Source organism: Chitinophaga sp. (assembly GCF_019236475.1).
GTDB lineage: Bacteria > Bacteroidota > Bacteroidia > Chitinophagales > Chitinophagaceae > Chitinophaga.
Window position 1 is genome coordinate 762658 of record NZ_JAFAIX010000012.1, and the last position, 22247, is coordinate 784904.

General features: G+C 44.4%; 13 protein-coding genes. 5 read left to right on the forward strand and 8 right to left on the reverse strand.

What is annotated here, in order from left to right:
- The first annotated feature begins 160 nt into the window (after positions 1-160).
- The 5 genes from JO154_RS19355 (at position 161) to JO154_RS19375 (ending at position 8759) form a co-directional block, all read left to right on the forward strand.
- On the forward strand, positions 161-3913 hold the full coding sequence (locus JO154_RS19355; RefSeq protein WP_291948565.1) for a SusC/RagA family TonB-linked outer membrane protein: 3753 nt from the start codon (positions 161-163) through the stop codon (positions 3911-3913).
- A gap of 11 nt (positions 3914-3924) precedes the next feature.
- Positions 3925-5376 carry a RagB/SusD family nutrient uptake outer membrane protein gene (locus tag JO154_RS19360; protein ID WP_291948567.1) on the forward strand — a complete coding sequence of 484 codons (1452 nt, stop codon included), beginning with the start codon at positions 3925-3927 and terminating at the stop codon, positions 5374-5376.
- Between the two features lie 12 nt (positions 5377-5388).
- Complete coding sequence (locus tag JO154_RS19365) at positions 5389-6723, forward strand: putative zinc-binding metallopeptidase (RefSeq protein WP_291948569.1); 1335 nt, start codon at positions 5389-5391, stop codon at positions 6721-6723.
- Between the two features lie 8 nt (positions 6724-6731).
- Positions 6732-8048 (forward strand): DUF4302 domain-containing protein, encoded by a 1317-nt coding sequence (locus JO154_RS19370; protein WP_291948571.1) that lies wholly within the window; start codon positions 6732-6734, stop codon positions 8046-8048.
- A 105-nt stretch (positions 8049-8153) separates the two neighbouring features.
- Positions 8154-8759 carry a DUF6624 domain-containing protein gene (locus JO154_RS19375; RefSeq protein ID WP_291948573.1) on the forward strand — a complete coding sequence of 202 codons (606 nt, stop codon included), beginning with the start codon at positions 8154-8156 and terminating at the stop codon, positions 8757-8759.
- Here JO154_RS19375 and JO154_RS19380 read toward each other — a convergent pair.
- From JO154_RS19380 to thiH, 8 genes are all read right to left on the reverse strand, one after another.
- Positions 8756-9742, reverse strand: a complete 987-nt coding sequence (locus JO154_RS19380; protein ID WP_291948575.1) for an MBL fold metallo-hydrolase — start codon at positions 9740-9742, stop codon at positions 8756-8758. The two genes, JO154_RS19375 and JO154_RS19380, sit on opposite strands and share 4 nt — an antisense overlap.
- A 147-nt stretch (positions 9743-9889) precedes the next feature.
- Positions 9890-12361, reverse strand: a complete 2472-nt coding sequence (locus tag JO154_RS19385) for a glycoside hydrolase family 31 protein (protein WP_291948576.1) — start codon at positions 12359-12361, stop codon at positions 9890-9892.
- 68 nt (positions 12362-12429) lie between these two features.
- Entirely contained in the window at positions 12430-13986 is a 1557-nt protein-coding gene (locus JO154_RS19390) for a RagB/SusD family nutrient uptake outer membrane protein (protein WP_291948578.1), read from the reverse strand.
- A 28-nt stretch (positions 13987-14014) separates the two neighbouring features.
- A complete protein-coding gene (locus tag JO154_RS19395; RefSeq protein ID WP_291948579.1) occupies positions 14015-16969 on the reverse strand; it encodes a SusC/RagA family TonB-linked outer membrane protein in 2955 nt (984 codons plus the stop codon).
- A gap of 394 nt (positions 16970-17363) precedes the next feature.
- Positions 17364-18968, reverse strand: a complete 1605-nt coding sequence (locus tag JO154_RS19400; RefSeq protein WP_291948581.1) for a DUF6377 domain-containing protein — start codon at positions 18966-18968, stop codon at positions 17364-17366.
- Between the two features lie 52 nt (positions 18969-19020).
- Positions 19021-19473, reverse strand: coding sequence for a copper resistance protein NlpE (locus tag JO154_RS19405; protein ID WP_291948583.1), 453 nt, complete (start codon positions 19471-19473; stop codon positions 19021-19023).
- 44 nt (positions 19474-19517) lie between these two features.
- A complete protein-coding gene (locus JO154_RS19410) occupies positions 19518-20666 on the reverse strand; it encodes an esterase-like activity of phytase family protein (protein ID WP_291948585.1) in 1149 nt (382 codons plus the stop codon).
- A 468-nt stretch (positions 20667-21134) separates the two neighbouring features.
- The gene (gene thiH / locus JO154_RS19415) at positions 21135-22244 is read right to left on the reverse strand and encodes a 2-iminoacetate synthase ThiH (protein WP_291948587.1); all 1110 of its coding nucleotides are present in this window, start codon (positions 22242-22244) and stop codon (positions 21135-21137) included.
- Positions 22245-22247 lie beyond the last annotated feature (3 nt).

Here is a 22247-nt window from a genome sequence, read left to right on the forward strand (position 1 = left end):
ACTTCACTAATTATTTAATTTTTAAACAGTAAATACGGAACAGACAGTCATGAAAAACCGGAAGTGTTAGGACCACTCCCGGTGAACGTTTGAATGAAGTCTGGTCGAATGAAACCAATTTTTTAAACAACCAATTAAAACAATCAAACTAATGCAATTTATGCAAAAAAATGCTAATTGTAGTTGGTATGCTATGCCCGGAAACGTAGTGCCGGTCGACTCGCACCACGGGGCCGAAACCTGTGGGAATGCAGAGGGCGCGGTATTGGTAAATCGGCATATCCCGGCTAAGGGTATGGGTACCGGACTAAGAAAACTGCTGATTACCATGAAACTGACAGCGTTATTTATCCTAGTATCCATTATGCAGGTAGCGGCGGAAGTAAAGGCTCAGAATATTACTTTCAGTGCCCAAAAAGTTAGTCTGCACAAGGTATTTGCTGCTATCGAAAAGCAGACAGGATATTTGGTTTTTTATAAAAAGGATGTTTTACAGCGTTCCCATGAGGTGTCTGTAAATGCGAAAGATCTGCCATTGAGTACATTCATGGAAGAGGTGTTGAAAGATCAGCCTATTGACTATGAGATGTTGTCTAAAACCATCATTCTAACTGTCAAAAATGAAAAAGAGACCACTGTAGGGAATACTGTTCAACAACAGACTCCTCGTACAGGTAAAGTAACCGACAAAAAAGGTACGCCGTTGATAGGTGTATCTGTACAGGTGAAAGGCATGTCTCGTGGTGTGATCACTGGCGCAGATGGTCACTTTTCCGTCACAGCAGGGAACAATGATATCCTGGTGTTTAATTTCATCGGATTTAAGCCTCATGAACTGACAGTAGGAGATAAAACAGCCTTCAATATAGTAATGGAGGAAAATGTTTCTGGTCTGAACGAGGTAATCGTAACAGGTTACCAAAGTGTGGCAAAGAAACTGTTTACCGGTTCTGCTACCAATATCACCGGTGCAGACGTAAAACAGGACGGTGTGCTGGATGTAAGCCGCATGCTGGAAGGTAAAGTAGCCGGTGTATCCGTACAGAACGTATCTGGTACTTTCGGTGCTGCTCCTAAAATTCGTGTAAGAGGCGCTACCTCTATCTCTGGTGAAAACAAGCCACTGTGGGTAATTGATAACGTAGTACTGGAAGATATCGTGAATATTACCAATGATCAGCTTTCCAGCGGTGATGCATTGACCCTCATTGGTTCCTCCGTTGCAGGTATCAATGCGGATGATATTGAAACCTTCACTATCCTGAAAGATGCGGCGGCTACTGCACAATACGGTGCCCGTGCGATGAACGGTGTAGTCGTAATTACCACCAAGAAAGGTCGTGCAGGTAATACCACTGTCAACTACAATGGTAACTTCTCCACCTTCCTCAAACCTGATTACAGCAATTTCAATATCATGAATTCTGCTGATCAGATGTCTGTTTATGCAGAGATGTACCGTAAAGGGAATTTAACATCTTCCATCGCTAACGGTAATAACGGTGGCGTATATGCGAAAATGTACCAGATGTTGAAACAATATGATGAGACATCCGGTAAATTTGGCCTCGAAAATACCCCTGAAGCAAGGACTGCTTTCCTCCAGCGCTATGCAAAAGCAAATACTGACTGGTTTGGTCTGCTCTTCAGAAACTCTTTTGTACAGGAACATTCCCTGAGTATTTCCTCTGGTACAGAAAAAGCACAGCATTATTTCTCTCTGGGATATTACAATGATAATGGTTGGTCTATCGCTGATCGCGTGAGCAGATATACAGCTAACCTGAATGGACAGTACAACCTGACCAATCGCCTGACTGCCAAAGTAATTGTTAACGGATCTATCAGACAGCAACGCGCTCCTGGTACTCAAGGAAGATCCAGCAACGTAGTGGAAGGCGTTTATACGAGAGATTTTGATATCAACCCTTACAGCTATGCGCTGAACACCAGCCGTACCATGACTGCCTATGATGAAAATGGTAACCTGGAATATTTCAATCGCAACTACGCTCCTTTCAATATCATCAATGAGCTGAAAAATAACGCGATCAACCTGGACATGTTGGATACAAAAATCCAGGGTGAACTAGGTTACAAGATCTCGAAAGACTTCAACTTCAGAACTATTGGTGCTATCCGTTTCGTAAAAACCACCCGTGAGAATTTAATCAATGAAAATTCTAACATGGCGCTGGCTTATAGATATGCTCCAAACTCAACTGTAGCGGGTATCAACCAATTCCTGTACTTAGATCCAGACCATCCAGAAATTACAGTAAAAGTTCCTGTATTACCACAAGGAGGATTCTATAACAGAAATGATGATAAGCTGACGAACTATTATGTGCGTAACCAGCTCGAGTTCCACCGTGATATCAACGAGAAACACAGTGTGAACGCGTTCCTCGGTCAGGAGATCAAGTATACTGATCGTCAGAACAGCTATGCAAATGGTTATGGTTATCAATACGATAAAGGTGGTACTCCATTCACAGATTATCGCATTATCAAAATGTTGCTGGAAGGCGGATATAACTACTATGGTATGAACCAGCAGTACGACAGATATGCTTCCTTCTTCGGTAACGTAAGCTATGGATATGACAACAAATATGTATTCCAGGGAACACTGCGTTACGATGGATCCAACAGAATGGGTCAATCCAGAACAGCGCGCTGGCTGCCTACCTGGACAGTAAGTGCTGCCTGGAACCTCGACCAGGAAGAATTCCTGAAATACATGGATCATCTCAGCTTCCTGAAACTGCGTGCATCTTACGGTCTGACTGCAAGTATCGGTAGTGCTACCAACTCTAGTGTGGTGTTCCTGAACAACTCTACGATCCGTCCAAGATTGTCAGAGGTAGAACCAAGAATTGTAATCGATCACCTGGAAAATGGAGAGCTGACCTGGGAAAAACAATATGAAGCCAACGTGGGTGTGGATGCCGGTTTCTGGGGCGATAAATTGAGTGTTTCTGCGGATGTATACCAACGTAATGGTTTTGATCTGGTAAGTGCACTGCGTACATCCGGTATTGGTGGTGAAGACACCAAACAGGCCAATTATGCAGACATGAAATCCTATGGCGCGGAAGTTACTGTTGGTGGCAGAATTATTAAAACCAAAACTTTCAACTGGTCTACCAACCTGACTTTCGGTTATAATAAGAATAAAATCACCAACCTGAAAAGCAAACCACGTATCTATGACCTGATCGTTCCAGAAGGCGGTGCTTCTGAGGGGCAGTCAGTTCGCGGACTGTATTCCATCAACTTCAAGGGCCTGGATCCTATTGGTAAACCATGGTTTATAGATGAAAATGGCCAGGTGTCCAACGGAGTGTATGTTCAAAGTACCAACAAGAATTACCTGACCTATGAAGGTTCTGTGGATCCTATTGTTACCGGTGGATGGAATAACACATTCAACTACAAAAACTTCACCCTGAATTTCTTCTTCTCTTACCAGGCAGGAAACAAAATCAGGTTGAATAATGCATTCCGACTGACTTATTCCGATGTAGATGCAATGCCTAAAGAATTCCTGGACAGATGGACATTACCAATGGATCAAACCCAGACGAATGTTCCATCCATTGCAGACTACCTCACTCGTAGTACTGTGGGTTCTGTTTATCCTTATACCGTTTATAACTATACCTCTCAACGTGTGGCAGATGGTAGCTTCGTTCGTCTGAAACAATTGTCCCTGGCCTATAACCTGCCAGTACGCGTTGCAAAGCTGATCCGCGCCAATAACATGTCTGTGAAGCTGCAGGGTAATAACATCTGGCTGGTTTACGCAGATAAGAAACTGAAAGGTCAGGATCCTGAGTTCTTTACCTCTGGAGGTGTGGCACTCCCTGTTCCTCGACAATTCACGTTCACTTTAAAGGTTGGATTCTAAATGTGTCTATTATGAAAAAAAGATATTTATATATAGCTGCTGTAGCACTTTTAGCCGGCACTGGCTGCAGTAAGTACCTGGAGCAGGCTCCCGACCAGCGGGCAACGCTGAATACGCCGGAAAAGGTATCAGAATTATTGGTGACAGCTTATCCTGCCGCCACCTATAACACATTTGCAGAAGCGATGTCTGATAATCCCATCGATCTGGGTATTACTGGTATACAAGATCCAAAAAATGCGGACGCATATTTCTGGAAAGACATCACCTCCACCGCCCAGGATGGACCAAACTATTATTGGAATGCCTGCTACTCTGCCATCGCATCGGCCAACCAGGCCCTGGAAGTCTGCAATAATGCAGCTAATCCAGCAGCTTACGCCGGACAGAAAGGAGAGGCATTGGTAGCCAGAGCTTACTCCCACTTTATGCTGGTGTGCCTGTATGCGAAAGCATATGATCCGGCTACAGCAGCCCAGGATCAGGGTATTCCTTATGTAACCAGTCCTGAGAAAGTTGTTATTAAACAGTATGATCGTAAAACTGTAGCATACGTTTATGAGATGATCGAAAAGGATCTGAAAGAAGGTATTCCTTTACTGAATGATAAATATGCTGTTCCTGCATATCACTTCACCAGGAAAGCTGCGCATGCTTTCGCATCCCGTTTTTACCTCTGGAAACGCGATTACGATAAAGTAATAGAAGAAGCCAACCTTGCATTTCCATCGAATGACTTTGCAGCGAATGTAAGACCATGGCTGAACTATCAAGGTGGTAGCGTTACCACTACAGACTTACAGAACTTCTATACCAACGCTACGAATCCGGGCAATCTGCTGTTGGGCGAAGCGGTATCTAGCTATGGCGTCTACTATGCCAGATATCAATACGCTATGTCTCAGAACAGATGTGTACAGATTATCAGTCCATTTGGAAACCAATGGAATGCGCTCAAAGTATACAGCTACAGCCAAACCTTCTATTTCGTGATGAAATATCTTCCTTATTTCAAACGTACCAGCATCAATGCCAATACCGGTGTTTATTATACCATGATGCCGTTACTAACGACAGAAGAAACATTGCTGAACAGAGCAGAAGCAGCTATCAATAAAGAACAATATAGCGCTGCACTGGATGATATCAATACGTTGATTAAAGCACGTATCACAAACTATAATACGACTACTCACCTGATTACAGATACCCGTATTATGAACTATTATGCTTCCCGCACTACAGATAGAAAGGAGGCTTACCGGTTTGCATTATTGGATGTAAAACGTGCGGAGTTTGTGACGGAAGGTATGAGATGGATGGATATCCTTCGTCTGAAAATGCCTGTGACACATACTACTATCAGAGGCGAAGTATTTGAACTGGCTGCGGACGACAAACGTAAACTGTTACAATTGCCGGAAGAAGTTACCTTATCCGGTGTACCTCTTAACCCTCGTTAATCTCCTGTAATTATGAAAAAATATTTCTTTTTAATAATAGCATCTGCTGCAGTTACACTGGGTGCATGTAAAAAATCAGAAGACGACCTGAACAAACCATTGGTTGGCCTGGGTGGTGATACCTGGACAAAAACTCCTTTGGATAACTGGTTGTATAACACCTTCACCAAACCATATAACCTGGAAGTAAAGTACAGATGGGATGGTTCAGAGGTTGATCCTTCCAAAACACTGGTGCCGCCGGATACAGCAAGAATACGTCCACTCATGGAAGTGGTTAACTCTGGCTGGATTTCACCATACATTGCGGAAAAAAATGCCAACTTCATCAAATTGTATTCCCCTAAACAGTACCTACTGGTAGGTAGTGTGGAATACAATACCGGTGGTACTGTAAAACTCGGTGAGGCAGAAGGTGGCTTCAGGGTTACACTGTATAATGTGAATAACTTCTCAAAAGCCAGTCGTTCTAACGTACAAGGTGTATTGAAGACCATTCACCACGAGTTTACACATATCCTGCATCAGACAATTATCTATCCAAAGGATTTTCCATTACTGACAGGTGGTAACTATACCGCTGACTGGAACAACCAACCACTGGCAGATGCTTATTCATATGGTTTCATTACCCAGTACTCCCGTGCAGCTCCTGAAGAAGATTTCGCTGAAATGACTTCTGTGATGCTTACCCTGGGACGTGGTGGTTATGAAGCAATATTAAAACAATCCGGTGTGAACGTAGCGATGATCCGTAAGAAGGAAGCTATCGTTGTTAGTTATTTCAAACAAAGCTGGGGCATTGATTTCACTGGCTTACAGACAAAAGTTCAGCAGGATCTTAATAGCTACTCTAATCCTCCGGTGTTTAACCAGATTGGATTCGGCAAGGCCTTTACATCCATTACCCTCAGTCCTGCTCTCGTTGGTGGACAGTCCGACAAATTCAACACGGCATGGGATGCGGCCAAAGCTGCTATTCTGAAAGTGAGTGCTGCTTCACAATACACATTGGAATCCATTAACGTGGTGTTCAATGCTGCCAATACCGTACAGTTGAAGTTTAACTTCCGTGCTGCTGCTGGTTCCAGTGCAGGTACCTTGTATACCGGTACATTCACTTATGATAATGTGGCTAGCACTTCTGCGGAAACCTACACATTAGCATACAACAGTGCTGATGCGAACGGGAATGTTATCGCGGCAGCCGCTAAACCACTGACAGACTTCTTTATCGGTGCGTTCAAGACTAAATACTTCTATGCTGCTGATGCGAAAGTAGAGTTCGGCGGATTGGTGAAAGCAGATGATGCTACCACATTCACATTTGGAACCTTAAATCTGTAATGAACATCATGAAAAAATTTGCTTTATATACACTGCTGGCAATCGCTGCGATCGCCTGTAAAAAATCTTCCGATCCTTTTATGGAGGACCCGGATAAAAGACTGATCCAGCGCCTGGGTGAGAATATGCAGTTACTCACCAGCTCCCAATATGGCTGGAAAGCGACCATCTATCCAAAAGGAGGAAAAGGATTCTATTATTATTTCAAGTTTAATAATGACAATTCAGTGGATATGCTGGGTGATTTCAATACCACTACTGCTACCACTGTTAAAACCTCTACTTTCCGCCTGAAAGCATTGCAATGGCCCACACTGATATTCGATACCTATGGCTATATCCATCTGCCGAGTGATCCGGCGCCAGGTGTTAGCGGAGGTACTGCGGGTGCAGGCCTGCAATCCGACTACCAGTTCATGATGGATAAAATGGTAGGTGATACTTTTTATTTAATCGGTATGGATAAGGGAAACCTTATGACCATGGTCAAAATGACTGCTGCTGAACAACAAGATGTTCTCGCCGGAAAAATTGCTGACCGTATGGCCGATATCACGCCATTCGTTGCGGCAAATCAGTTCCCGTACATCACTTTCAAAGATGGCACCAAAGCAGACGCTGCTATCAATATCAGTACCCGCAGAATAAGACTCGGCTATGCAGCAGATGCCAATACCGCTGTTAGCAAAAACAGAGGATTCGCTTATACTCCTTATGGTATTATCCTGGACTCTGCGTTTGTTTATAATGGTTTCTCTATTCGCGAGCTGATCTGGGATGCCACCAAAAAAAGCTACTATGCTAAAAATGGAAGTGAGATACTCTATTTGCAGAATGGTAGCACGCCGGTAGTTCCACTGAAATTGGTATATGGCCCTGGTAAAGATTATACAGCCATTGAGTATAATGCTAGTGCCCTGAAAGGTACGCTGGGTACCGACTTTGACCCATTGTACACACAGTGTCTCAATACGTTAAAAACAAATGGTTATAATCTGACCCTCATCCGTATGATTCAAAATGTGGACCTTTCTTATACACTGCGCTTTACCTTTAACAACGGTACGACCTCCTATAACGCAGACGTATACTACAAAACGTCCAAAAACGCAGACGGATCTACGAAGTTTATATTCGATGGTGCAAACGGTAATGCCACTAGCTTCCTGGCTCCAGGTTTTGCCGGTGTGCGCAACTACTTTGAGTCCAATGCATTCAATATTTCCTGGGTAGCTAATACTATCCCTGGTTCTACTTTGATTCTCGGTGCATTTGTAAAATCTACCGATGCCACACAGTTCTTCTACGGAGTTGTTGGTAACTAACAAAAGAGAGTAGCATCTAAATATAAAGAAGGTCTTCCTGGCAACAGGAAGACCTTCTTTCATTTATGCGTTTCTTTTATTATCTTATCTGTAAAATTCCACCGTATGAAATATTACGCTGCCTTATTATTGCTGTTAGCTTGTAACCCCTCTCCCAACCCAGTAGACACCATGAAGCAGGAATTGATGGCTATCTACCGAAATGATCAACTATACAGAGAAGAACTAACGAAGTCATCCACAAACTGGCATCTCTGGAAAAAACAAGATAGCTTGGATGCCATCAATCTCAAACGAGTGATAGTCATCCTTGATTCCATGGGGAATCCTGGCCGTAAACGCTACGGTGATACCGCCTCACAGACTTGCTTCCTCGTTATCCAACATGCAGATTCCGCTGCACAGGAAAAATATTTACCCCTGTTTGAACAGGCGGCAAAAACAGGAAACCTGGAATGGAAAACAGTTGTTAAGATGATAGATCGCTTGCAATTGGCAAAATCAGGTACACAACGCTATGGGACACAATATTCCCCCATCAAAGACCCCAAAACAGGCTACAATACTGATAAATACCAACTATCCCCCATTGAAGATGAGATCAATGTAGATAAACGTCGGCAGGAAGTAGGCCTTCCTCCTCTTGCAATAGATGCTAAAAGATTTGGTGTGGACTACAAAGGCCCTGCCGATAGTGCCCGCCTACATTAAAGTGGATAAGCGTAAGTTTCCGCTACCCATTCAAAGGCATCTCCCACTTTACGTACATGACCTACTCCAGGCCATGGCAGGTGATATGCAAAAACGGCTGCGCCGGACTCGGCTAAACGCTTCAATACCTTTTTTCGTGTAGCCGCTGCTTGATGTAAATCCGTGTCGCCATTGAATCCCCAGTCAGGGTGTGCGAACAGTAATACATCGGAGTGAATAAGGTCTGCAATGTGCACGATCTCCTGACCGCCAGAGGAAATATGCGTGAGGGTATGCCCAGGAGTATGACCTGGTGCAATTTCCAGACGGATACAATCAAACAATGTTTGACCATCTTCGAAAAGCTGCAGTTTAGGCTTAATAGTGCGGAAAGTCTTCTGTGTGGCTAACGTGAAGGTGTGCAGCAGGGCTTTGTCTTCAAAGGTGGATTTGGAAAAATCTTGCGCAGGCGCCATCCAAAACTCATGTTCTATCCGGGAGAGATAAACGGTGGCGTTGGGGAAATTCAACTGTCCATCTGCGGTTATCAATCCGCCCACATGGTCCGGGTGTCCATGGGAAATAACGATAGCATCGATGGCTTCTGGCTGTATGCCGGCATCCGCAAGCGATTGCAGCAACCATCCTGAGTTTTTACCAAAGGCAGGTCCCACACCCGTGTCTACCAAAATCACTTTATCTTTCTTCTTCACTACCAGCATGTTTATGGCCAGGTCTACGTGATCTGTAGGACGGAAGTTTTTCTTCAGCAAATCATCTACCTGTTTGCGGGGAACGCCTGGCGCAAAATTAGGCTGCACCTTATCCATATGGACAAATCCATCTGTAACGGTGAAGAGCTCCAAATCGCCCAGTGTAAAACGGTGAAAAGGCCGATTGTTGAAGTCTTTCTTTTCAGTTACGGAGGCTAACAGCTTGGTCAATGGAAGTGCTGTACCAACTCCTGCCAAAATCATGTTTCTGATTAATGATCTTCTATTCATCTGTTTTGTACAATTTGTGACCAAAGGTATCTGACCCTATTATGATTGACAAGTAGGTACCAAAAAGTACCCTACTTACTAAAAAGTAACTATTATTGAAAATCAATATAAAAGGCCCCCCTGAAAACAGGAAGGCCGTTTCCCTATTTATAAATCCACGTTAATAACCTGATTGGAATAGGCAATAACCATTTGCACTACTTGGCAACTGTCGGCGGCAATACTTGACCCCTGTGGATCAAACCTGGAAATGGGCGACAAAAAGGAATAACCGGAAACCTCCAAGGGCATTGGCTTTCCATTCACCTTCACCTGCTGTAAGGCATTAAATCCATGCAGGATCAGTTTTACATAGTGAAATTTGCTGTCCAGATTTCCTGTTTTTTCTTCCAGGGTAATTTTGCGGGCGGTTGGCTGATAAGTAATACGACGTTGGTAAAATGTACCTTTTTCATAATCAAAGCTCTCTCCGTCATCTTCATAATACACAAATGAGTGATCGTCATCACCCTTGTACACATGAAGGGACAGGGTATCAGTGGGTTGCTCCGATGTACTTTGTACAAGGGATTGCATAGGGATGATACTGCTGCCTTTGACATAAACCGGTAGCGCCTTGGTGCTCAAAGCAGTTATATATTCCTGGCCACCAGACCGAATGGTATCGTTATACAAATCATACCATTTGCCAGCGGGAAAATATATACTGCCAAAGGAGGAGGTGCTCTCGAACGGTGCTACTAGAAAGGCATCTCCAAAAAGATATTCATTTTGAAAACGGGTATCATAAATTTTATTGTCGAAGGTATTATCGATGGCTAAAGTGCGCATGACAGGGAGACCGCTAACAGTAGCTTCATACATTTTGCTGTAGATATATGGCAGCAGGTGATAACGTAGGTTGATATAATTTCGGGAGATTTCCAACGCTTCTTCACCGAAAGCCCATGGCTCGGCTGATTTCGTGTTCACCTGCGTATGATTCCTGAAATAAGGAATAAATGCACCAATCTGCATCCAACGGGTATACAGACTTACAGATGGATTACCCGTAAATCCGCCTACATCCATTCCTGCAAAAGCAAAACCACTGACACCCAAGCTATTCAGCAACCGTATTCCCAATAACATATGATCTTCTTCTGCGCGGTTATCGCCCGTCCAGATGGCGCTATAACGCTGCGATCCAGCATAGGCAGCACGGGTAAGTAAGAAAGGTCGTTTTTTCAGCTCCTCTCTTGCGCCTTCATAAGAGGCCCTGGCCATTTCCAGCCCATACACATTATGCGCCTGTAAGTGCGACACGGGATTGCCTTCAAAATTGAACAGCACATTATCAGGCATTTTCTGCCCCCAGGTGGCTATTTCATTCATATCATTCCAGATGCCGGTCACACCGTTACGGATATACGATTTGATTTCTTTTTTCCACCAATCACGTCCGCGGATACTCGTGAAATCAGGGAAATGACACCATCCTGGCCAAACCTGCCCAGTGTAATATTGTCCGTCACTGTATTTGATGAAAATATCTTCCTGTTTGCCACTTTCGTAAGCAGCATAACCTTGTTCTACTTTAATTCCCGGGTCCACGATGACGGTTAGATGCAGTCCCATGGCCCGTAGTTTATCTGCCATCCCTTTGGGATCTGGGAATCGCTCTTTATTCCAAGTGAATAGTTTGTACGCATCCATGTAGTGGATGTCTAGGGTGATGCCATCGGCGGGTATTTTCTTTTCTCGGAGTGTTTGTGCAATCCGCATGACTTCTGTTTCGGGATAATAGCTATACCTATTTTGCTGGTATCCCAGGCTCCATTGAGGCGGCAGCGGCGTTCTGCCAGTGAGCGCAGTATAGGAAGAGATGATGTCTGCCAATCGGGTATGATAAATGAAATAGTAATTCATCTCTCCACCCCTGGCGCCAAAGGAAGAAAAACGATTATTACTCGCGCCAAAATTGAATTCTGTGCGGAAGGTATTGTCCAGGAAGATGCCGTAATTCAGATGGTGATGAATCCCAATATAGAAGGGAATCGTAGCGTAAATTGGATCGCTGTTGACGGCATATCCAAATATATCGGAATTCCAATTCGTATAGGCTTCCCCTTTACGATCCAGATTACCGGTTTTTTCTCCAAGACCAATAAATCGCTCTTGCTCCTGCATTTTCTTGTAGGTGGTCACATTTTCCTGTACCCAGGAAGTGGTGAGCCCTGGCTCATCTTCATTGATCACTTCGCCGGAAAGCGTTAGGAAATGGATAGCAAATGGTGATTTATGAATGACAACCTGTAGCGAGTCCGTAAGGATTTTGAGAGACACGTTGTCCTCGGTGATGCTCGCTTTCACCTTTTGTGGCGTAGCGGTAACGGCGTAAGAAAAATCCCGGGGAAGTAGCTGTTTATCCATGCGTACACGAATAACTGCCGCGCTGTATACCGTAACATGGGCATACGCATTATCGAGCATGATGTCAACAGAAGATCCGTTGATAGTAGCCTTTTTGATATTCCCCGCAGTGCGGACGGGCTGTTGTGCGGCCGCTTGCAGACTGGCCAATAAGAGCAAGCCTACGGCAATATGCCTGCAATGACGCAGCATTTTAGCGGTATACATGAGCAAAATATTATGGGAAGAAAAAACAGCTACCGACATCGTGGAAACTGTCGGTAGCTGCGAGGATATTAGTATCCTGGGTTTTGGGTTAAGTTTTTATTTACTGCCAGATCGCGGGTAGGAATCGGGAAGAGCAGGTATTTTGGATCATCCTTTGACTTCAACTGCCATGGATCAAGGAACTTACCGAAACGGATCAGATCCTGTCTGCGCCAGCCTTCCCAATACAATTCGCGGCCTCTTTCATCCAGGAGTCCCTGTAAGTCGATGCCTGCTACAGCAGAGGCGCCACGTTGTACACGGATGGTATTAACAATTGCCAGTGCGCCTGGTGCATTACCTATTCTCAGCATGGCCTCCGCCTGCATCAGCAATACATCCGCATAACGGAAGAATACATAATCATTGCTGGCATCGTTACCATCTTTTGCACTAGCGGATGTCATGAAATCAGGAGGATATTTAATAACACGAATACCTGTTACTTCTAGGTTGTTGCCGGTTTCTTTGAGTTGTACATCTGGAGTGAAAGCCAGCGGATTGCCTTTTCTGTCTTTCAGTGCTGTACCATTTTGATCGTACTGCTGGCCGATCAGGAAGCCTACGCGTAAACCGGAAATATTGGTAACCCCTTGATAAGCGGTCCCCTTGCGGATATCGGTGTTTTCAAATTTGTTGTAGAAATCTGAAAGCGTCGCGAAGCCATTCCAGCCGCTAGGATTTTGGTTATAGTGTAAGGTGAATTTCCAACGGGCATAGGTAGCGTTACCACTGCGTGCTGTACTCAGGTTCGGACCATTCTGCTGCGTGAAAATGTTCTCTGTAGATTTAATATCGTTATCGTAGGAGAAATTATCGAAGTAGTTATTAGCAAGACTATATCCTCCCGGTCCACTGATGATATCATTTGCATAGGAAAGTACCTGTTGCATATCACCAGGGGCGAAAGTGGGACTTTGTCTGTTCAGGAATGCGCCTTTATTGAGATAGCATTTCATGAGCAGGAATCTGGCCGCATCTTTATTGGCTACATAGGCTGGAGTGGCAGGTCTGTCGCCCAAATCAGGCATGATCGCTTTCAACTCCGCGATGATGTAATCCATCGCTTCTTGCGTTTTCATGACTCTGGGTGCATTCAGTAGGGTATCCTGCGGATTTCTGAACGGAACTTGTCCCCAGAGATCCACTGTGGTGTACATAGACAATGCCCGGAGAAAGCGTGCTTGCGCAATCTGCGATGCATTAGGGCGGAAGTTCAGCACATTGGTAGCTGCAAACTGCAATTGAAGCAAACTGGTAAAAGTATTTTGTACATGCGCATGATCTGGTGTCCAGCTATGTTCATGTAATGCGCGCCATACGCCATTATCGTCCCAGTCGCCGGCGCGGGTAGGACCTACTGCCTCGTCAGTGGTCATCACAGACATGCCCCAACTATTGGAGAAGTCCTGGTAAGGCATCTGCAATCCGTCGTAGGCATTTTGCAGCAATGATTTGGCGGTGATAACGGAATCTGCTTGTCCCTTGGTGAGGGAAGAGCCCAGTTCCTCTTTGAGGGAGCAAGCGGTGAAACTCATACTGATGGCCACCGCAGCAAAAGCAGTTCGGATGATATGTTTAGTCATGGTGTTTTCTTTTTAGGTGAATGGTTGATTACAGGGAGAAAGTAAGACCGAACATTACACTTCTGGCAGTTGGATACGGTGAGTATTCAATTCCGAAAGATGTAACGCCATTCACGTTTTTATCTGTGTTAACCTCTGGATCGAAGCCGGTATATTTCGTCAGTACAAACAGGTTCTGACCGGTAACTGATAAGGTGGTATTTTTTAACACCCTACCGATATTGCCGATAGAATAGCTGAGGGTAAGGTTATCTAGTTTCAAGAAGTTACCGTTTTCGAGATAGCGGGAAGACACAGTAATAGGATTGGCCAGTGCTTCGCCGTTGCCCAGTAATGCTTTGGCAATATTCCTGGAACCCAGGTTACCAATTGGCAGTACGGTGTTGGCGGTATTATTGTAGATCTGGAATCCGAATGCACCATGTGAGCTAACACCCAGTGTGAATTTTTTGTATTGCACCTGTGTATTTATACCCAGCAAGGTTTTGGGGTTCGGGTTGGTGAGGTAATAGAAAGAACCGTCTCCTCCATTATAAATCGCCTGGCCTTGTGCATCGAAGCCTTGGAACTGACGTACGTAGAATGTGTTCAACGCATAGCCATTCGCCAGTCGCTGAGAAGTAGCGCCGGATACACCTTGACCACTGATGGCACCTGTGAGTACTGGAGGGCCATCATAGTTTTTCAGTTCATTGTGCATGAAGGCGGCATTCACGCCTACACTCCAGAGCAGATCTTTATGTCTGATGATATCCCCGCGCAGAGAGAGTTCCAAGCCTTTATTGATCACGTTACCTGGCATATTGATCCAATAACTGGAGGCTGGTGCAGGCATGATGGCCGGGAAGCTAAACAACAGGTTGGTGGTATTTTTATAGAAATAATCCACTGTACCAGTAATACGATCCTGCAAGACACCGAAGTCTAACCCCACGTTAAACTGTTTGGAAGTTTCCCATTTCAGTTTGGAGTTGGCCACATTTACCAGTGCGGATTTGTTGTTAGACAGCAGCGCATATTGTTCCTGTGCAGATCCGGATGGGAATTCCTGGTTTCCGGTTCCACCCCAGCCAGCGCGGATGGCCAGTGTCTGGAATAGGTGGTTATCTTTCAAGAAAGCTTCGTTATGAATATTCCATTTAGCCGCGAAAGAGGGGAAGGTACCATAGCGGGCATCTGCCCCGAATTTACTGGAACCGTCTCTTCTTAAGGTCGCATTCAGCAGGTATCTATCCATGAAGTTCATTTCTACTCTGCCAAATACTGATTGTAATTTGCCGGTAGGGTTACGGAAGGAACTGATATTGGTATTTGTTTGTGCAGGCGTTTGAAATTGGTCTGTATAGTTGATAGCGTAAGTACCGAATCCTTTTGCACCAATGGATACACCAGCGTAACCAAACTGCTGATACTCATAACCTACCATTGCTTTCAGATTGAAGGCGCTAGTCAACTGTTTCTGATATGTCAGGGTGGAGTTGAAGAGTTGCGTATTCAGTTCTGTAGTGCCATAATAGGCCTGGCCTTGGTTCATAATACCAGCAAGGTTGATGAAGGATGCGATTTGTGTTCTGCGTTCCCCTACCTGGTGATTCACACTGTACATTGTTCTCAATTCCAGGTCTTTGGTGATTTTCAGGTACGGAGACACACTGGCAAGGATATACGTAATATTAGCGTTGTCGTTGTAAGCATCAGACATCGCCCTTGGATTCACGGAGCCGCCTTCTCCCAGCAGATAGTAAGAGCCATCTTTGTTGAAAATAGGCATGGTGGGGTTCCATTGCAGCGCCATACCGACCAGACTTCCTGTAAACCCTGCATCATTACTGATGGGGGCCAACTGTTCCTGTGTCTGAGCGGCCATAATGTTATAGTCTATGCCCAGGATATGATTATCCAGGAAAGTGTTTTGCCCGTTGAGGGTGGCGGTATATTTCTTCAGACCAGTATTGCGAATAATACCTTGTTGATCCATATAGCCGAAGGATGCACGGTAACGACCCGTTTCATTGCCGCCGCTGATCGCAACGCCTATGTTTTGGGTAATACCGGTACGCAGTATAGAGCCCATCCCATCTGAGCTTGAGCCATAGTCGCCGCTATTGAGGTTGTACTGTTTCAGAGCAGTACGATACTCATCGGCATTCAATACTTGGAGTTTCTTCATGATGTTGCTGAAGCCAGCGGAATAGTTTACGTCCAGACGGGCTACACCAGGCGTTCCTTTTTTGGTGTTGATCATGATCACGCCATTGGAACCGCGAGAACCATAGATAGCGGTGGCAGACGCATCTTTCAATACGTCCATAGAAGCCACATCATTGGAGTTGATAAAGTTCAGCGGGTTGGCATCTGGGGTTTGTCCCAGGCCGGCAGCATTGATGCTTGGGCGGGCTACACGACCATCTAATGGTACTCCATCTATAACATAAAGGGGCGAGTTACCTGAACGTACGGAAGAAAGGCCGCGAATACGTACCGTGGTGGCTGCACCAGGAGCGCCACTGTTGTTGACTACCATCAGACCAGATACTTTACCCTGGATGAGTTGATCCGGTGCAGTGGTAATACCTTTGTTAAATTCTGCTGATTTGATGGAGGCTACTGAACCGGTAAGATCTTTCTTACGGGTAGTACCATAACCCACTACCACTACATCTGAGAGCGTGGAGCTTTCGGATTGAAGACCTATGGCCAATGAGTTTTTGCCAGCAATACTTATTTCCAGGGTTTTGTATCCTATGAATGAAATAACTAAAGTGGCATTGGCGGGTACTGATGATAACGTAAATGAGCCATCCGGCTGGGTGGCAGTCCCGGATTTTGTGCCTTTGACAGCCACAGTTGCGCCGGGAATTGGGGCGCCTTTATCATCTGTCACCTTGCCGGTAAAACTTTTGTTCTGGGCAAAGACAATGCTGTTTATCAACAGCACCAGCACGGCAGCGATGAGGCAGCGCAGGAGTCGTGTTTTGGTCATAAAATGGAATTTTGATTCAGTAATGAAACATGTACTGTTACGTGGATTTTATGAAACGTTTGAATTAAAGATTTTCAGGAGGACATACGCTACCTGAAAGACAACAAGTGATCTTTCTGATTACGTGGATTTATATTTTCTTAAATCGAAAAATGGAATTTTAACGTGGTGAATAAATATTGGCTCGGTAGTACTTCTTTAGCTTTTGGTTGTCAAATTTTTCAATTCATCAAAATAATGCATCTGATTTCAGGCTAACAATTTATCAAGACGAAATATAGAAAAAATTGACCCCGTTTATAATATATTTTCTATTAAATAATTGATAATCAGATTTATACAAACAAATATTTATTTTGAAAATATCGATGCTATCCGCAGGTTTTATAGTCTTTTATAAGGCTTTAATGGTCATAATCCGGTCTTCAAAGTCTTCATTTGGCACCAATGATCGTTTTTTGATTTTGGTTTTATAGGCGTAAATAGTATTCACAGAATACTCTAAAATTTGGGCTATCTGATCGTTGTCTGTAATACCAATCCTGATCAATGCAAAGATGCGTAAATCCGTGTTCATGAGTTCATTTTCCTTCAACTGAATTTGGTTGTCTTTGTCAAATAGTTTGTTGAATTCGTCAACAAAGTGTGGAAAGATCCGCAGGAACACGCGATCGAAGTTACTATACAACTCTTCTCTCTCCTGGCGTACATTAATGGAATTGATGAGGAAACGGAAGTCGGCGGCATTCCTACTTTCGGAAAGTTTCTGTTCCAAGTTCTGTTTGATCTTCTCAATCTTGCTGATATAATTCGCATTGATGTTGAAAAAGTACCCGATATATTCTTCCTTGATTTTATTGGCTTCTTCCAATTGACTGTTGGCTTCCTGTTGTTTGAGATGAGCCGCTGTGATGGCCAACTGGGCCTGTTTAACTTTCCTGATCTGCCGGAATACAATGATGGTCATGGCTACCAAGGCCAGGAACAACAAAGTGACGATGACGGCGTAAATCAACAACGACTTATTCCGCTGTTCTGCAGTATTGATTCTTTCTTCTTCGATGATAGGCAGGATATTGCTCACCGTTACTTTCCTTTGACGGGCGCCGTAAAAGGTAGCTTCGGTTATAGCGCGCTCTATATAACGCGAAGCATTTTTAATATCCCCTTTCTCAAATAAATAGGTGGCTAAATTGTAGGCGGCCAGGGTCTCTTTGGTGGAGGTGCGTATATCCGCGATGGCGGAACGGGCCATCAGACTGATAGCGGTATCCCGTTGATGGATTTTCATATACATCGAACCCAAACTACACGCGGCCACTGCTATCTGGCGCTCGCTGATATTCGGGGCGTCTAAATTAGGGAACACGGCTAATGCACCGAGGATATTCCCATTTTTATACAACTGCTCCGCCCGATGAAATCGATATTCGAAAGCAGTGGAGTCCATCAGGTGCAGGGCAGAATCCATATAGGCGATACCGTTACGGGTATACTCCGGTGCAAAAAACTGATCTTGGTTATATTCCGCCATATCGGAATAAAACCGGCTTTTCATGAGAAAGAAAGGGATGCGTATATGATCGGGCATGCCAGCCACATCTAGGTTGTTAATATAGGCGGCTGTTTCGGTAAACATACCTGAGGATAGCAGTATAAATCCCAGTTTCACCCTGGCATTGACAATCCTGACAGGGTCATGGAGCTGCTCCCCTATCTGTTGCATGGCTTTGCCATAGATATATGCTGAATCGAAATTGAAAACCTTGTAAGCCTCGTATAGTTGTTGGTAAATATCATAGGTTAATTCCCGACTACTGGAGGATGCCAGCAAATGCCTTATACTGTCGATCTTATGAATCTTGACGGTATCAAAGGAAGCTGCCTGTTCGATAGTTCGGTTCAATACCTGGAGAATACTGTCCTGATAAGACTGCTCTCTGGCATCGGCAACAAGTGAAATCCATAAAAAGAACAAACAACCAAATATTCGCCTCATACAAGTTGGTCAATATTTTTTCCGGATGATGAGGTCTAATTTAAGGTAAATTTTATTGTTTCTTCAGCGTATAATTGAGATTGCTGGGAATAGCTTTTTGGTCCACATCAAGCATGCGGAGTTCATCTTCACTGATCTTCTGAAAGTAACGCTGGAGGTTTTTATCCTTGTCGGGATTAAGTGTAATAATGACGGCATTGGGATCGCTGGCACTACCTTTCGTAACGATATAAATTCCTTCTGAATTAAACTCCTGATCTCCTTTATTATTCAGCCCTTGATAGGTTTCTGTCATTTTAAAATGATGCACAATACTATCTGGAGAGGTAATGGTAAGTTGAGTGAGAATGCCGCCGCAATCGGCACAAGGCAATGTACCTGAATAAGTGATGAATTTTTCGGTGCTAACGGTATTGTCTGCTCCTGCTTTTTTCTTTGCGGACTGGTTACAGGAATAAAAGATTGTGATCAGCAATGCCGCTGTTACCAGTGTAAGCTGTTTCATATAAAGAGGTTTTACACTAGTAACAGTTACGGCGATAGCTTGTTCTATGGAATGACTTCAAAAACAAAAAACTGACTTTCTTCCGCAGAAGAAAAGTTATTGTCTGCTACAAATACCAGGCTTGGATGGCCGTTTGGCAGTATAGGGCCAAATGTAACCCCTTCGATATTGTCGATATAAGTGTGCAGCGACTCAAAATTGTATAACAGCTTCTTGTTTGCTGGCGTATAATTTTTATTGTTTACGAGAGACACGATACCACTCACGTCCGTTGCTCCTCGCAGGTCGGTGACGTATAACTTAATGGTACAGTCTTTCACACCTGTTGAAAACGATCTTTCCAGGACCAGTAATTTATCTGTTCCGAGGTACATAATATCAGCAATTCCATTGATACGGAAGCTGTCTGGAGAAACAGGTGGATAAGCCACCGGATCTAATGTGTAAGCGTATTGGGCTACAGGTTTCCGTGTCTTCACATCAAATTTTAAGATACGGGTTACCGCATCTGTGGTATGCACATCAGCTCTTGGACCGTCTTCGTAGCGAGGCTCTTCCAGACTAACATACATCGATTGATTGTCTTGGGAGAAGGCCAGGCCTTCGAAGCCCGCGTTCCTCCTCGGACCGTTTGACGTGGCCTGCATATAAAATGCCGGCGGAATAGCAAAAGTATCTATGTACTTCCCATCCGGGTGCATGAGGGTCAGACTTGGATTCGCCAACACTGTGTCTCTCTTATTCACAATCCGCTCTCCTTCGCTACTCCAAACCATGAATCCGTATTTGGAATTATAACGCAGCGCTTCTGGATCTGGCGTCCTGGCAGGGTCCTGGTGCTTGTTAGGATATACTTGCCCATTAGCCTGACGCATCGCTGTTACCGCTGTCATGCGTACACTATCAAACGATTGGCCGTTGAAATACAGTTTGGCCGTGTAGAAGCGGGCCGGATTGATATCCGAACGATCATCACAAATCATGTAATATTCATTCTTTGCCGGATTGTAATCGATGCCGGAGAGACCGCCAGTAGTGGTGCCTTCAAAAGGCATATTGAAAGGAATTACCTGTTTGCCGATAAGGCGCAGTTGACTAATGCTATGATCCGCCACTACAGCCGCTTTTCGGGATGTGCTGCAACTAGCAAACGTACCTGCCACTGCCGCTAAAAAAAGCCATTTGTATTTCATGAGGGGCAAGTTAAAGGAATCGCTATGAACCACAAAAAGTGAAGTGATGACGCTGGTCACTTTGTGCAGGGATATTCATCCTGTTCTTTTTGTTCATTCTCACCACTCCTCTGCCTGTTCATTAATAGGGACGTACATTTGATTACACGGTATTCCAATCATACTTATGTTTATAAGTAATATGGCAACTACGGGATTTTAGGTACAGGGCTGCTTCTATCTGATAGAAGCAGCCTTTTTTAATGCTTTACCCAAATCCTTATATCAAGCATTTAATCAGATAAGTTGCCAGAAAGAGGTGATTTTGTTCATTTTGATAGGTCGCTGTTCATTTTGTTCATTTTGAAACCCCATATAAATATATGATTGGGCTTATTTAAATTTACAAGCATTGACAGAAGTCTTTTGTAATATTTTTGACCATCTATGAGAAACGATAAAGAGGGCGGTTTCCTCCACCCTCTTTTGTTATTGACTAAAAGATTTGTCCCAATCTTTCCATACTGCTTCGTACCCTTGTTGCTGCAACATGGCAGCTATCTCTCCAGCACTTCTCTCATCCGATATTTCAAACTGCTCCAACGATTGACGATCTACCACATACCCTCCAGGATTGGTTTTGCTACCAGCGCTCATCGCAGTTACGCCCAGCTTAACCAGATGGTTACGGAAGCGTTCCTCTTCCCTCGTGGATATACTCAGTTCTATTTCTTGACTGAATAAACGATAAGCACAAATTAGTTGTACCAATTCCCGATTATTCATTTCTACTTTAGGTGGTAGTCCGCCACTGAATGGCCGGAGTCTTGGAAAAGAGATACTGTAGCGGGTTTTCCAGTAAGTGCGCTGGAGGTAATCGAGGTGTAGCGCTGTGAAGAAACTGTCTGTTCGCCAGTCTTCAAGACCGATAAGTACACCCAATCCCATTTTATGAATACCGGCTTTGCCCAGACGGTCTGGTGTCTCCAAACGATAATTAAAATTCGATTTCTTTCCTTTCGGATGATGCAGTTTATAATCCGCTTGGTGATAGGTTTCTTGGTAAACCAACACGGCGTGGAGTCCCAGCGGGATCAATGCTTTATAGTCTTCCTCTTCCATAGGCTGCACTTCCATCGATATGTTGGAGAAGTGCGGTTGCAGGATGGGCAATATCTTTTTGAAATAGTCTAGTCCTACATACTGTTGTGCTTCGCCGGTTACCAAGAGGATATGTTCGAAGCCCATGGCCTTGATGGCCTCCGTTTCCTGGAGGATTTCAGCGGCTGAAAGCGTCCGTCGGGCGATTTTGTTATGAAGACTAAACCCGCAATAGGTGCAGATATTCTGACATTCATTGGACAGGTACATCGGAATGTACAACTGCATTGTATTTCCGAAGCGCTGTAAGGTAAGCTGCTGGCTGATATGGGCCATCTGTTCCAAGTAAGGAGCCGCCGCAGGAGAAATCAGGGCCGCAAAATCATCCAGGGTCCGGCGATGGGCTGCCAACGCGCGTTCCACATCTGTGGTGGTTTTGCTGTAGATCGCAGCTTTCACCTGGTCCCAGTCATATTGACTGAATATATTCGTGAACATAAT

Excerpts from the sequence above, each read along its gene's own strand:
- JO154_RS19355 (WP_291948565.1), top strand. The coding sequence starts at position 161 with ATGCAAAAAAATGCTAATTGTAGTTGGTATGCTATGCCCGGAAACGTA.
- JO154_RS19360 (WP_291948567.1), top strand. The coding sequence starts at position 3,925 with ATGAAAAAAAGATATTTATATATAGCTGCTGTAGCACTTTTAGCCGGC.
- JO154_RS19365 (WP_291948569.1), top strand. The coding sequence starts at position 5,389 with ATGAAAAAATATTTCTTTTTAATAATAGCATCTGCTGCAGTTACACTG.
- JO154_RS19370 (WP_291948571.1), top strand. The coding sequence starts at position 6,732 with ATGAAAAAATTTGCTTTATATACACTGCTGGCAATCGCTGCGATCGCC.
- JO154_RS19375 (WP_291948573.1), top strand. The coding sequence starts at position 8,154 with ATGAAATATTACGCTGCCTTATTATTGCTGTTAGCTTGTAACCCCTCT.
- JO154_RS19380 (WP_291948575.1), bottom strand. The coding sequence starts at position 9,742 with ATGAATAGAAGATCATTAATCAGAAACATGATTTTGGCAGGAGTTGGT.
- JO154_RS19385 (WP_291948576.1), bottom strand. The coding sequence starts at position 12,361 with ATGTATACCGCTAAAATGCTGCGTCATTGCAGGCATATTGCCGTAGGC.
- JO154_RS19390 (WP_291948578.1), bottom strand. The coding sequence starts at position 13,986 with ATGACTAAACATATCATCCGAACTGCTTTTGCTGCGGTGGCCATCAGT.
- JO154_RS19395 (WP_291948579.1), bottom strand. The coding sequence starts at position 16,969 with ATGACCAAAACACGACTCCTGCGCTGCCTCATCGCTGCCGTGCTGGTG.
- JO154_RS19400 (WP_291948581.1), bottom strand. The coding sequence starts at position 18,968 with ATGAGGCGAATATTTGGTTGTTTGTTCTTTTTATGGATTTCACTTGTT.
- JO154_RS19405 (WP_291948583.1), bottom strand. The coding sequence starts at position 19,473 with ATGAAACAGCTTACACTGGTAACAGCGGCATTGCTGATCACAATCTTT.
- JO154_RS19410 (WP_291948585.1), bottom strand. The coding sequence starts at position 20,666 with ATGAAATACAAATGGCTTTTTTTAGCGGCAGTGGCAGGTACGTTTGCT.
- thiH (WP_291948587.1), bottom strand. The coding sequence starts at position 22,244 with ATGTTCACGAATATATTCAGTCAATATGACTGGGACCAGGTGAAAGCT.